Annotated in this window: 15 protein-coding genes and 1 pseudogene; 13 read left to right on the forward strand and 3 right to left on the reverse strand. The window is 60.8% G+C overall.

The genetic code is table 11. From position 1 onward, the window contains the following. Positions 1-79: 79 nt before the first annotated feature. Positions 80-352, forward strand: a complete 273-nt coding sequence (locus LB532_RS26280; protein ID WP_140497420.1) for a hypothetical protein — start codon at positions 80-82, stop codon at positions 350-352. 41 nt (positions 353-393) lie between these two features. Here the strand turns inward: LB532_RS26280 and LB532_RS26285 are convergent, their stop codons facing one another. Then, positions 394-1,407 carry a hypothetical protein gene (locus tag LB532_RS26285; protein ID WP_224557466.1) on the reverse strand — a complete coding sequence of 338 codons (1,014 nt, stop codon included), beginning with the start codon at positions 1,405-1,407 and terminating at the stop codon, positions 394-396. Between LB532_RS26285 and LB532_RS26290 the strand changes: the two genes are divergently transcribed. Next, positions 1,345-4,386, forward strand: coding sequence for a CheR family methyltransferase (locus LB532_RS26290; protein WP_246674423.1), 3,042 nt, complete (start codon positions 1,345-1,347; stop codon positions 4,384-4,386). The two genes, LB532_RS26285 and LB532_RS26290, sit on opposite strands and share 63 nt — an antisense overlap. Further along, a complete protein-coding gene (locus LB532_RS26295) occupies positions 4,383-4,754 on the forward strand; it encodes a response regulator (RefSeq protein ID WP_140638374.1) in 372 nt (123 codons plus the stop codon). Before LB532_RS26290 ends, LB532_RS26295 begins: the two co-directional genes overlap by 4 nt. A 404-nt stretch (positions 4,755-5,158) precedes the next feature. Here the strand turns inward: LB532_RS26295 and LB532_RS26300 are convergent. Next, positions 5,159-5,744: pseudogene (locus tag LB532_RS26300) on the reverse strand (zinc-binding dehydrogenase); the annotation flags it as partial. Between the two features lie 14 nt (positions 5,745-5,758). Between LB532_RS26300 and LB532_RS26305 the strand changes: the two are divergent. Then, positions 5,759-6,121, forward strand: coding sequence for a hypothetical protein (locus LB532_RS26305; protein WP_224557467.1), 363 nt, complete (start codon positions 5,759-5,761; stop codon positions 6,119-6,121). Next, on the forward strand, positions 6,118-6,327 hold the full coding sequence (locus tag LB532_RS26310) for a hypothetical protein (RefSeq protein WP_140638375.1): 210 nt from the start codon (positions 6,118-6,120) through the stop codon (positions 6,325-6,327). The genes LB532_RS26305 and LB532_RS26310 overlap by 4 nt, the downstream gene beginning before the upstream one ends. Positions 6,328-6,360: 33 nt before the next feature. Here LB532_RS26310 and LB532_RS26315 read toward each other — a convergent pair whose 3' ends face one another. Continuing rightward, complete coding sequence (locus tag LB532_RS26315; RefSeq protein WP_140638376.1) at positions 6,361-8,694, reverse strand: FdhF/YdeP family oxidoreductase; 2,334 nt, start codon at positions 8,692-8,694, stop codon at positions 6,361-6,363. Between the two features lie 124 nt (positions 8,695-8,818). Between LB532_RS26315 and LB532_RS26320 the strand changes: the two genes are divergently transcribed. From LB532_RS26320 to LB532_RS26350, 8 genes are all read left to right on the forward strand, one after another. Beyond that, positions 8,819-9,088: a hypothetical protein gene (locus LB532_RS26320; RefSeq protein WP_224557449.1), complete on the forward strand. Its 270-nt coding sequence runs from the start codon at positions 8,819-8,821 to the stop codon at positions 9,086-9,088. A gap of 34 nt (positions 9,089-9,122) precedes the next feature. Beyond that, complete coding sequence (locus LB532_RS26325; protein WP_318011248.1) at positions 9,123-9,575, forward strand: diguanylate cyclase; 453 nt, start codon at positions 9,123-9,125, stop codon at positions 9,573-9,575. After that, positions 9,572-9,724, forward strand: a complete 153-nt coding sequence (locus LB532_RS30260; RefSeq protein WP_318011249.1) for a hypothetical protein — start codon at positions 9,572-9,574, stop codon at positions 9,722-9,724. Before LB532_RS26325 ends, LB532_RS30260 begins: the two co-directional genes overlap by 4 nt. Before the next feature lie 135 nt (positions 9,725-9,859). Continuing rightward, positions 9,860-10,093, forward strand: a complete 234-nt coding sequence (locus LB532_RS26330; protein WP_140638377.1) for a hypothetical protein — start codon at positions 9,860-9,862, stop codon at positions 10,091-10,093. A 330-nt stretch (positions 10,094-10,423) separates the two neighbouring features. Then, positions 10,424-10,957 carry a hypothetical protein gene (locus LB532_RS26335; RefSeq protein WP_224557452.1) on the forward strand — a complete coding sequence of 178 codons (534 nt, stop codon included), beginning with the start codon at positions 10,424-10,426 and terminating at the stop codon, positions 10,955-10,957. Then, entirely contained in the window at positions 10,954-12,174 is a 1,221-nt protein-coding gene (locus LB532_RS26340; protein ID WP_140638378.1) for an Nramp family divalent metal transporter, read from the forward strand. The genes LB532_RS26335 and LB532_RS26340 overlap by 4 nt, the downstream gene beginning before the upstream one ends. Then, positions 12,174-12,533, forward strand: coding sequence for a hypothetical protein (locus LB532_RS26345; RefSeq protein ID WP_140638379.1), 360 nt, complete (start codon positions 12,174-12,176; stop codon positions 12,531-12,533). The genes LB532_RS26340 and LB532_RS26345 overlap by 1 nt, the downstream gene beginning before the upstream one ends. 2 nt (positions 12,534-12,535) lie before the next feature. Beyond that, entirely contained in the window at positions 12,536-12,883 is a 348-nt protein-coding gene (locus LB532_RS26350) for a hypothetical protein (RefSeq protein ID WP_140638380.1), read from the forward strand. Positions 12,884-12,901: the final 18 nt, after the last annotated feature.

The following is a 12,901-nucleotide window of genomic DNA, read 5'->3' on the forward strand; positions in this document are numbered from 1 at the left end:
GCCTGCCGTGTGCTGTTAGGACGCTCAACAGTTGCCGCGGTGCGTGCGCGGCGAGAGAGCAGGCCGAAAGGAGATTTCGATGTCGCAATCGCAGACGACCACCAATCACGAGGAGATTCGCAAATGGGCCGAGGAGCGGAACGGCCGGCCGGCAGTGGTGCGAACCAAGGGCGAGGGTGGCATCCTGCGGATCGATTTCGGCGAGCCCGAGGAGGCATTCGAACCAGTCGAATGGGATGAGTTCTTCCGGATATTCGATGAGAACCGTCTGGCTTTTCTTTACCAGGCCAACACCGGCGGCGGGCAGACCAGCCGTTTCAACAAGTTCGTCGAGCGTGACCAAAAGGGCTGACCGAGGGCCCGGCCGTCGATCAATCGGAAGCCTGGTTCGGCTCAGTTCAGAAGCCTTGCGCCGCTGGACTTTGCCAAATCGCGCATAATGGCGTTAAGCCAGTCTTCGGTAGACTGGCCGATCCGCCTTTGGTCGATGTCACGGATCGCTCGCTCGAGCGTCCTTTCGACAAGCCGGTCGGAGGCTTCCACATCCCCCAGCAACAGACGTGCCGCAAGCCTGAGTTTGGGCAGGAGCGAAAACACGTCGTCCGGCGAACTTGGCACAAAGCCGCTCGCCGCAGCCGGACTTTGCGGCGGGAAAAGAGCATTGAATACAGCCCCGCTGCCCGAGGATTTTCGCAGGTTGCTGGCATGCCGGAGATGTTCGGGAATGGCGATATCGCTGTCACCGCTGAAAAACACGAACGGCACGCCACGGCGCATCAGTTCGTCCGCGATTGGAAAGACCCGTCGTCCGTTGAGGTTGACGTCGAGGATGGCAGCCTCGGCCGATTCGGTGTGCAATGATGCTTGTTCGACCGTCGCTGCCGGTCCCAGAATGATCGCACCCATATTGCTGAAATAACGGGCGAGATCTCCGGCTACCATCCATTCGTCTTCGACGATCAGAAGATGCACCCCTTGCAGATCGCGCACCTCGTCATCCTTTCTCGAGCAGTATCTGGTGGAAACAGTCTCCCTCGCCGAGCCTGCTGGGTGTTTCGGCACGAGCCCGGCCGAGATCGTCGAGCAATTCCACGCCGCTGACTCCATGTGCGTCGGGAGCTTTGTTTCAGATGGACGGTTGGTCATTGAACACTTGAACTCCAAATTCAACGCCATCCGTCGCGACTTGTTCCGTATCTCCGCCGCGCCTATGCTTACCTGCTGTCCAGCCTGCTTCATAAGTGATTTCGCCCACAGGTGCCGAAAGGGGAACGTCCAGTGACAGCCCAGTCGAAAAGATTTCCCATCGTTGGCGTCGGCGCGTCCGCCGGCGGGATTCCGGCGATGGAAGGGCTGTTTAAGGGTATGGCCGATCAGCCCGGCATGGCGTTCGTCGTCATCACTCATCTCAGCCCTAAGCGAGAGAGCCTGTTGCACGAGGTTGTCGGCCGCTACACCGAAATGCCGGTCGAAGTCGCGGCGGACGGCATGATCGTTCAACCGAACCACGTCTATGTCATGCCGCAGAACGTCATCCTGACCATCGACAAGGGAATGCTGCGCCTGCGCCGGCCCAACGGGTTCAGCCAGGAACGCAAACCCATAGACATCTTCTTCAGCGCATTAGCCGAAGACCAGGGCGAACATGCCGTCGGCGTCATCCTGTCGGGCGGAGATTCCGATGGAACCTTGGGCGCCAAGGCGATCAAGGAGCGTGGGGGGCTCACCGTCGCGCAGATCTCCGACGGCTACGGCCCGCGCAATCCCGATATGCCGCAGAGCGCCATCACCAGCGGACTTGTCGATATAGCCGCGCCCGCCGAGGAGATCGGCACGAAGCTGGAAGCCTTCGCCCGCGGCTTCGACGCGTTAAATGGGTTGGCGGAGGAGGATAGCGTCCGAACGGCAGGTATGGAAAAGGTTCTGTCCCAGATCTACGGCATCCTGCGCAGCCACTCAGGCCATGATTTCTCGGGCTACAAGACCAAGACGTTCCTGCGACGCATCAAGCGGCGGATGCAGATCGCGCAGATGCAATCCATTGGCGCATACGTTGAATGGCTGCAAAAGGACCCTCGCGAGGTGATGAACCTTTTTCGCGACCTGCTGATCAACGTCACCAACTTCTTTCGCGATCCCGAGGCCTTCGAACTGCTCGAGCGAAAGATCGTACCGCAACTCTTTGAAGGCAAGACCGCCAACGACATCGTCAGGGTGTGGATTCCCGGCTGCGCCACAGGCGAAGAGGTGTTCTCCATCGGTATCCTGCTGCGTGAACATGTGGAAAAGCTCCCGGTCGTTCCGCGAATCCAGATATTCGCGACCGATATCGACGAACCGGCGCTGGCGGTGGCGCGGGCAGGGCGCTATCCCGAAGCCCTGCTGCAGGGACTTTCCCCCGAACGCCGCCAGCGGTTTTTCAATGGCGACGGCGACACCTATGTCATCAGCAACGAGATACGGGAGCTGTGCATCTTTTCGCCGCACAGCGTCGTTCGCGACCCGCCTTTCTCACGCATGGACCTGGTGTCGTGCCGTAACCTGCTGATCTATTTCGGCCCAGCCATTCAGAACCGGGTCATTCCTATTTTCCATTACGCCCTGAAGCCCGGGGGATACCTTTTTCTCGGCACCTCGGAGAGCGTCGGACAGAACGACAATCTGTTCGCCACCGTCGACAAGAAACATCGTATCTTCCAGGCGCGGGAGCATGCCTCGCCGCATGTCAGGCTGCCCGCCCTGATCGGCGATAGCCGTTCGGGCGCATTCCCGTCCGAGAGCACCGGCTTGAGGAAGGGAGCCGCCGGTTATCCGTTGCGCCAGGCGGTCGAGGCGCAGGTGCTGGAGCGCTTCGCCCCCCCGCATGTGCTGGTCAATGCCGAAGGCGACGTCGTCTACTACTCAGCTCGCACCGGAAAATATCTCGAGGCGCCGCAAGGCATTCCCAGCCGGCAATTGTTGACAATGGCGCGGCGCGGGCTGCGGCTCGACCTGCGCGCCGCACTGCGGGAGGCGACGTCGACGCGCCGGACCGTCGTGCGGGAAAATCTCACGGTCGAGGAGGATGATGAGCGGATCCAGCCGATCAAGCTCACCATCGAGCCGCTGGCGGAACGCGACAATGGCGAGCCGCTCTATCTCGTCCTGTTCGAACCGTCGGGACCTACGCAGATCCGAACAGACGAAGGCGGCAGCCATGACACCGATAGCACCGCTGATCTCGAGCGGGAACTGCGCGATACGAGGGAGCGCCTGCAATCGACGATCGAGGAATATGAGACCGCACTGGAAGAGGTGAAATCGTCTAACGAGGAACTCGTCTCCGTCAACGAGGAAGCACAATCGACCAATGAGGAACTTGAGGCTTCGAAGGAGGAAATGCAGTCGCTCAATGAGGAGCTGAACACCATCAATGCCGAGTTGACGAACAAGATCGAGGAACTCGATCACGCCAACAGCGATCTGCGCAATCTGTTCGAAAGCACGGAGATTGCCACCATTTTCCTCGATCGCAATCTGGTGGTGCGAACCTTCACGCCCGCAGCTTCGTCCTTCTTCAGTCTGCGTCCTTCCGACGTAGGCCGGCCGCTGACGGACCTGTCGAGCCAGCTCGACTATCCCGAGTTGAAGCAGCATATCGCCGAGGTGTTCGAGACCGGCGAGACCCTGAACCACCACCTCACGCGCGACAGCGCCGGGCGGTTTCACATGGTCCATATCAATCCCTATCGGGACAAGGGCAACCGGGTTCAGGGCGTGGTCGTGACACTGGTCGACGTCACCACCCTGGCTCAGGCGGAAGAGCATCAGCAGGTTCTCATCTCTGAGCTCAACCACCGGGTCAAGAACATGCTGGCGGTGATCGTCAGCATTGCGAGCCGTACGCGGGAGAAATCCCTGTCGAAGGATGAATTCGCGGAAGCCTTGATCGGACGCTTGCATGCGATGTCGCGGGCCTATGGATTGTTGAGCCGGAAAAGCTGGAAGGAAGCTTCGGTCAGCGAACTGCTTCACCAGGAACTCGAACCGTTTGGCATTGAACGGTTCGAACTGAACGGCCACGAGATAGAACTTGGACCGCAACAGGGTCTTTCCCTCAGCATGGCCGTCCACGAACTGGCCACCAACGCGGCCAAATATGGCGCCCTGTCCAAACCTCGTGGCAAGGTGATGGTGATGTGGTCGATCGCTGACGACATCTTCACGTTTACCTGGAGCGAGAAGGACGGTCCCCCCGTCAATGAACCCGTCGGCAGCGGCTTCGGCCTCACGCTGCTGCAGGGAGAGATCGGCTACAGGCTTGGCGGCCATGTCGAAACCGCTTTTCGCAAGGAAGGCCTCAACGTTCAGATCGCATTTCCCGTTAACCGGAGGGAGGGGTCGTGAACGACGGACCGCGCGTCCTGGTTGTCGAGGACGAATGGCTGATCGCGGAAGACACCGCGTTAGTCCTGCGTGGCGCCGGTTACCAGGTGGTCGGTCCCGCGCCTTCGGTCGCCGCGGCGCTTCGTCTCGTCGGCTCGGACAAGATCGACATGGCGTTGCTGGACATTCAGTTGAACGGTGAAACGAGCCTGCCCCTCGCGGAGACATTGCAGGCGCAGGGTATTCCCTTCGCCCTCATGACGGGATTTGGCGCGCGCGACTTACCGGCATCCTTTCGCGATTGCAAATTCGTGCCCAAGCCGGCGACTGAAGCAACCATCCTGGCTGCGCTGGCCGATCTGGGGTCGCTGCGCGACGTTTCGCGTTGACGGGTCACTCCAAGGGCGCCGCAGGATCAGCCCAAGGGCTTGTCCGCCGGTCGCGGAGTCGTGCTGGCCTGACGGGGACGACCGGCATTTCGATTGGCTGTGGGATTGTCCAGGGGAGGGGCTGAAGGGTGAGATCCTCCGGCAGTCTTCGGCGTCGGCGATTTCGCCCCTGCGTCCGTATCACCGGCGTCTCGCCTCGGGTGTGGCAAACCATCGGTGTTCGGAGACCGAATAACGGGTTTCGAGCGAGAATTCTCGTTGGCCATGGTGGCGCCCTTCTTCTGAATCGAACTCAGCGGGTCAATCGCCGACACAGCAGAAGGTTCCGAACTGCCAATGCCGATCAGGCGGGCGTCCAACGATGCCGGGAATGAGATAGTTCTTGCCTCTGGAACCGCGACATCTCAACCATGCGGCCGCATAACCACCTTGATGCAACCATCCTGCTTATCGCGGAAGGTCTTGTAGAGGTCCGGCCCGGCTTCGAGCTCGGCTCTGTGGGTGATGACGAAGGACGGGTCGATCTCGCCATTCTGGACCTTGGCCAGAAGTGGTTCGTGGGTCTGGGAAGGTCAGGCCCTTGTTCATCGCGGCGCCGAACGGGATGTGATCGACCAGGCCAATATAGACTCCGGGAACCGAGATGGTGCCGCCCTTACGGCAGCAATAGATCGCCTCTCGCAGCACATGCGGCCGATCGGTGCCGAGATAGACGGCGGCCTTCATCTTGTCGAGCATGGCGTCGGCGCTGGCGCCGGGATCGCATTCAGTGCCGACGCAGTCGATGCAGCGATCCGGACCGCGGCCGTCGGTCATCGCCATCAGTGCGTCGTAGATATTGGAATTGCTGAAGTCGAGCGTCTCGGCTTTGCCGCATTCACGCGCCAGGGCCAGCCGCTCCGGCACCTTGTCGATGGCGATGACACGGCCGGCGCCGAGCATCCACGCGCTTTGGATGGCGAATTGGCCAACCGGGCCGCAACCCCATAGGCGCGGACATTGTCTTGTTGCTGCCAGCCCGGGACCAGGCGTTTTCGAATTCCAAACGGGAACAACTGGCCAGTCCGGCAGTTCGGCGTCAGCAGGAACGAGAGGAACAGATGCAATATGCCGAGGACATCGCGCTCCGGCGCGTGAAAATGCTGGTCGAGCAATATGTCCTGACCAGGAGCAGGCGGTATGATTTCGTGTCGACGGAGCAGGCTTGCAGGGCCATTCGGGAGGTGATGCGCAGCCCGATCGACGATGCAGAACTGGATCGCATGTTGGCCAGAAGCGCGGCCAGGCAGGGGCTTTCGGTTCGATTCGACCGGGAAGCAGCTTGGCAGGTTGCTCCGCCATGCCCGACCGAGGGGATATCGATATGAAAGCCGCGTTGCTGATGCTGGCGCTGATCTGTCTGACCGGATGCAACAATCCAGATCCCGACAAATCCAAGGCAGATACGAACAGCCAGCCGGTCGACAAGAACCCAACGACCGACACGAATCCCACACCGCAGACTACAACGGGCGGAGATCAGCAAGGCACCCAGCCGACCCAGCCGGCATCCCCCAAGCCGGCTGGCGGCTAGCGCGCCGCCTACCCGCCAGACTGGGGAACCGCCCTAGCGGCGCGCGGTGCTTCTCGTTTCCGTTTCCTTGGCAACAATTCTCACGGGAACCGACTTGACGGCTGGAACGTGAGCTTTCTTGGCCCGGTGCCACAGAGGAACCAGGGGATTGAGTTCCGGATAATAACCGGCGCAGTTGCCTTCAGGCACGGAGTAGGGGGTGATGCGCAAACCTCGAACCCGCCGCTCCACGCCATCGTCGGCATGGGTTTCCAGATCGATTTCCTGCCCGGCACTCAATCCGAACCGCTGAATGTCGGCCTCGTTCATCAACAGGACCATGCGTGTGCCGTGGATGCCGCGGAGTCTGTCATTGTACCCATAGACGGTGGTATTGAACTGGTCATTGGAGCGCACCGTTATCAGCGTCAGCACATTGTGACCCGAAACATCGATGTCCGGGTCTGTTTCAAGCGTCGTCGGCAGCTTGAAATTGGCTTTCTTGTTCGGCGTCTCCCAGACCCGTTTCGAGGCTTTGATGTCGCGGTGAAAGCCTCCCGGTATCAGGAACCGCTTGTTGAACTCACGAAAATGCTGCGGGTAACAACACTCGATCTCATCGCGGATAAGGGAATAATCGGCAACCCATTTATCCCACGGGATCGAACTCACCCCCGATACGGTGGCCTTGGCCAGTTCCGCCACGATCTTCGGTTCGGAAAGCAGATGCGGTGAAGCCGGCGGACGCGAACCGAAGGAGCCATGGATGCAGGCGGTGGAGTCCTCCATCGAAACGGTCTGGTCGCCGCTCGCCTGGTGGTCCTTTTCCAGCCGCGACAGGCAGGGCAGCAGATAGGTCACCGCCCCTGGCAGGAGATGGCTGCGGTTGAGCTTGGTGGCGACTTCGACATGCAGCCCAAGCCGACGCCATGCTTTCTCGATCAGGCCGGTTTCGGGAACGGCCCGAACGAAATTGCCGCCGAGTCCGATGAAACCTTTCACCGAGCCGGCGATGACGCCCTCGCAGGCCTCGACCGTGTCGAGACCCTTCTCGCGTGGCGGCTCGAAATCATAGAACCGGGCGAACTTGTCGAGCGGAACGAGCTCGGGCTTTTCGGATATGCCGACCGTGCGCTGGCCCTGGACATTGGAATGGCCGCGCAGCGGCGAAATGCCGGCGCCGGGTTTTCCCATATTGCCGCGCATCAGCAGCAGATTGCACAGCATCTGGACGTTCTCGGTACCGTGCCGGTGCTGTGTCAAACCCATGCCGTAATTGCCGATCACCGCCTTGGAGCGGCTGTAGACTTCGGCAACATGTTCGAGATCCGCCCGCGCGATTCCCGCGCGCTTGACGATGTCCTCCCACCTGGCTGCCCGCAGGTAAGCTTCGAAGTCGGCAAAACCATCCGTGTGCTCGGCAATGAAATCGACGTCGAGGACACGCGGATCCCCGCTTTCCCGTGTCGCGTCGTCGAGCGCCAGCACCGCCTTGGCGATGCCGCTCATGGCGGCGATATCGCCACCGCTGCGGACCTGGAAAAAGTCGCTGGACATCTTCGTGCCGGGGCCCGGCGACAGCATCTCAAGGGGATCTTGCGGATTCTTGAAGCGCTTCAGCCCCCTTTCCGGCAAGGGATTGAAGGTGAATACCGGCACCCCGCGCTGGCGAGCCTCTTGCAGCGGATGCAGCAGCCGCGGCGCCGTCACCCCGGTGTTGTGGCCAAAAAAGAACATCATGTCGCACTGGGAGAAGTCCTCGAGCTGCACGGTTCCAACCGGCGAGCCGATCGATTCGGGCAGCCCGACCGAGGTCGATTCGTGGCACATGTTGGAAGAATCGGGCAAGTTCGATGAGCCATAGATACGCGCAAAGAGCTGATACATGAACGAGGCCTCCAGCGAGGCCCGGCCGGATGTGTAGAAGACGACCGATTTCGGATCAAGCCGCCGAAGCTCCATGCCGATCTCGAGGAATGCGTCATCCCAGGAAACCGGTTCATAGCGGTCGGTGACGGCATTGTAGCGCAGCGGATCCGTAAGCCTGCCCTGTTTTTCGAGGTCCCGATCCGGCCAGTCGAGCAGTTCGGTGACCGTATGTCGTACGAAGAAATCCGGGCCGCAACGCAGCTTCGTCTGATCCCACATGGTCGCCTTCGCGCCATTTTCGCAGAACTCGAAGGGCCGCGGATCGGCCGGCTTGGCCCATGAACAGGAAACGCACATGTAGCCATCGGCCTTGTTCTGCTTGAGCAGCGTGCTCCATATGCCCGACATCAGCAGGCCTTCGCCGTATGCCTTGCGGACCAATGATCTCAGGGATCCCCATCCGCCCGTGGGATGGTTGTATTTTTTTGTTTCGATACGGTCGGTTACGGCAGGTTTCATCGAGATCGTCCTTGAAGAACCATACCGAACCTCGCCCGTCACCGATTGTTCCCGCGGCTCCGTGCAGTGTTGGCGTCGAACTTGCGTGTCGAAGCCGACGCGACCAAGGAGCGATCGCGGCTGGTTGTGGAACTATTTTCGTGATCAGCTGTTCGGCTTGGAAGGGAGCCTGGCAATGGTGCGACGCAATGCGGTGCTTTCGCTCGTGATAGCCGCCATCATCATCATCGGCTTTCTCATAGGCTTTCTCTACGCCGATATGGGCTGGCATACTTCGCCGCTGAGGCGGGCGCCTGAACAGAACCAGGGCGGTAACGCGCCGACGGATACTTCCCCAGCCGCGGGCGTCCGGAAAAATCCCCAGGAAAACACCGAAATGCCAGGGCAGCAATAGCCACCTCGAACGGGGCCACTCGCGAAACGATGTCATGCTGTCAGACCCCACCGTGCTGATTTTGATGTATGTCCTGCTGCCGGTCTGGTTGGCCGCCGGATTTGCCGATTGGCTCTGCCATCGCGCCTCTCACATCGAATCGACGACGGGCGCCAAGGAATCCTTGATCCACCTTCTGATGTTCGCCGAGGTCGGAATACCTTTGCTGGCCGCCATGTTTCTTGACGTGAATGCCTTGATCATCCTCATCATGATCATCACCTTCTTCGTCCACGAGGCGACGGCGATGTGGGACGTCAGCTACGCCACCACCGCCCGCACCGTCACGCCGATCGAGCAGCACGTTCACAGCTTCCTGGAGATGATCCCGCTGATGGGGCTGGTCAGCGTCATTTCCCTCCACTGGGGACAGTTCCTTACCTTGTTCGGGGCAGGGACGGAAACCGCGCGCTTCGAACTTGTCTGGAATCGCAGCAGCTGCCGGTGACCTACATTGCCTGCGTGATGGCCGTGATCCTGCTCTTCGAACTGCTTCCCTATCTGGAAGAGCTCGTCAGGGGATTGCGGGCCAATGCCGGCAGGCTGATCCCGTCAAAAGCCAGGCGAGGGAATCCGGGCCAGACGACATTGCGTTGACGTGATCGCGCGGCGACACTCCTCCGGCCACTGGCATCGGGTATTCAGCCGGTCTGCAATGCCAGCATCGTTGTACGGAACATTTCTGCCGGGCCGGCCATTGAGCGAGCGGGCATGGCAGTGATGGGGAGTGCGATGATGGGATTTCTATCCGACCTCGACAAGAAACTGGCGGACAATGTCTACGAACACGGCAGTCAGCTCACCGATTCCGCCGCGGATCTCCCGCAGACGGTCGGCGAACTTGTCGAACGGCTGATGCCTTTCGTCCAACCTGAGGCGCGCGAGACGGTCAAGGCTCAGATCCTAGGCCTGATCCACGAGTACAAAGTCGAGCGGAGCGGGGCCGAGCAGGATCATCCAGACTGAACTACCCGTTCTGGTCTATCGCATGAGGCGCGGGTTGGCTGCCGCCCCCGCTGCCCGATGTATCGCGCCCGAACCATATCCAAGCCGCAACAAGCACAATCACCACGATGGCTATCCAGGCAATGAGACGGGGCATTGAGGGGTCCTTTCCCTGCCAGTTGACCATTCTCGCGGCACGAACGATCAGGGCGGAAGTCGAACCGCCCAGCCGCCTCCTCGTTAATCCGGCTATCGAGGCTTTGTTCCGCTCGAGTCGGTTCCTGCCGCGGCCGCTTGGCACCTGTCAGGGCCGACATGGCTTGCACTCCGTTGCTCGATCGGTGGCCTCGGTTGACGGGCCGGGCGGGCGCGCTAGATCAAATTACGCCGAACATGGTTTCGTCGGCGGGGGAGGTCATTCGTGTGGCGGATCCAACGCCGGCTCTAATCCTTAGCGGCTATCGCCTTGGCCGCGACAGCGCGTGCCTGCTGTTGCTCATGGCCATGTCGGCCGCATGCTCGTCGTCCGACCAGATCGAGCAGCAATCCCGAACTGCCGCCTCCACGGCGCGGACCGTATCGATGACGCTTGACGCCTGGTCGGCGGGAACGGCCCCCTCCGCATACGCTTCTGACACGCTGCACTCGGCCAGCACGACGCTGGCCGACATCGACACGAAGATCCGATCGGCCACTACGGTTGAACCTGCCAAGCAGGCTGCGCTGGCGGCGGCGGTCAAGGAGCTGTCGATCGCGGTGGACCGCGCCCGTGCGGGAGTGCAAGCGGACCGCTGCCCGCAAGTGCAGGAGGCTCAAGAAGATATTCGGACGGCCACGCGCTCCCTGGCCGCCGCTTACTTCAGATATTTCGCGCCGAAGCCATGAAGAAGCTCTTGGAAATATCGCTGGGCATCGTCACCAGTGTTGGCGGCTTCCTGGAAGTCGGATCGATGGCGACGGCAGCCCAGGCAGGTGCGACCTTTGGGTTTCAGCTGATCTGGGCGGTGGTTCTCGGCACCATTTGCATCATTTTTCTGGTCGAGATGGCCGGCCGGTTTGCCGCCGTGAGCCATCACACCATCTCCGACGGGATCCGGGAACGATTTGGCTTTAACGTTTCACTATGGCCATTGCTTGCCGCCCTGCTGGTCAATTTCATGGTGCTGTCCGCCGAGATCGGTGGTGTTGCCATCGCGCTCGAACTTGCCACTGGCATTGGCTTCCAATGGTGGGCTTTACCCGTGGCTTTGATGGCATGGCTGTTGCTGTGGAAAGGCACGTTCGGGCTGATCGAGAAAGGCGTGTCGATACTCGGCCTTGTGACGCTGTGCTTCGTGGTCGCAGCGGTAATGCTGAAGCCCGATTGGACAGCTGTCACGTCCGGCGCGGTGCCCACGCTGCCGGCCCACGACGCGGCGAACTACTGGTTCATGGCGGTCAGCATTCTCGGCGCTTCGATATCGCCTTACCTGTTCATGTTCTATTCCTCGGGGGCGATCGAGGACAAGTGGGACAAAAGCTATCTCGGAACCAATCGGGCCATCGCCGGACTGGGCATGGCCTTCGGCGGCACCATTTCGATCGGCGTCTTGATGGTGGCCGCGCTCGTGCTTGCAACGCACGGCATCGATCAGGTCGACGACTATCATCAATTGCCGTTGATGTTGATTCCGATATTCGGCTTCTGGGGGTTCGTCCTGTTCGTTGCCTCACTCGCCATTGCCTGCTTCGGTGCCGCTCTCGAGGTTGGGCTGCAACAGGCTTATCTGGTGGCGCAAGGTTTCGGATGGAATTGGGGTGAAGACCTTAAGCCGCGCGACGATCCCGGCTTCAGCGCCGTCTACACGGTGTCACTATTTCTGGCCGCCATTCCTATCATGCTTGGCCTCGATCCGCTGAAGCTCACCATTTTTTCCATGGCGCTGACCGCGGCCAGCCTGCCGTTGACGGTCGTTCCTTTCCTTTTTCTGCTGAACGACAAGCGCTATGTCGGCGAGCACCGCAACGGCATCGTCTCGAATGCCGCGGTGATCTTTATCATCGCGCTCGGTTTCGTGCTCGCCGTGGTGACCATTCCCCTGCAGATATTCGGAGGCACGTGATGGATTTGCTGCGCGACATCCTGGACAAGCAGATCGTCGACCGCGAGCAGGTCAAGATCGGCAAGATCGACGGGCTGGTGGCCGAGTTGCGGCGGGGCAAGCCGCCGAGGATCGTCGCGGTCGAACTCGGCTCCGTCACCCTTGCGCGTCGCCTCGGCGTGCGGCCCGGGCGTTGGATGACGCGGCTTGCGGCAGCCTGGGGCGGTAAACGCCGTGGCAAGCCGCACCGGATCGCCTGGACCAAGGTTCAGGACATAGGCGTCGACATCCAGTTCGATATCGATGTGCGCCAGACGTCGATCTTCGCCTGGCAGGACTGGCTGCGCGACCATATCATCGGACGCATTCCGGGAGCTTGATGATGTCCACCGTCAACCTCGAACATCTGGCCGGCCGACGCGTTCTCTCGCAGGAGGGCAAAAGTATCGGCTATATCGAGGAGATACGTGCCGAACCGGCCGGCGACGACTTCGTCGTTATCGAATTCCATGTCGGTATCTACGCCGCTTTCGAGCGTCTCTCGGCCTCGACCATCGGTGCGGCAGTGCTGGACCTCTTCCGGCTGCGTCGCGACGGCCTGTACCGTATTCCCTGGGACAAGCTCGACATCTCCGATCCCGCACGGCCGCGGCTGCTATGCTCGACAACCGAGCTTTCCGGCATGAAGGGCGCACCCGAACCCCATCGGCGCGGAAAGCAGGATCGATGATGACCCGGCCGACGGCCA

The organism is Mesorhizobium sp. ESP-6-2, from assembly GCF_020164675.1.
In the GTDB taxonomy this organism is placed as follows: Bacteria; Pseudomonadota; Alphaproteobacteria; order Rhizobiales; family Rhizobiaceae; genus Mesorhizobium.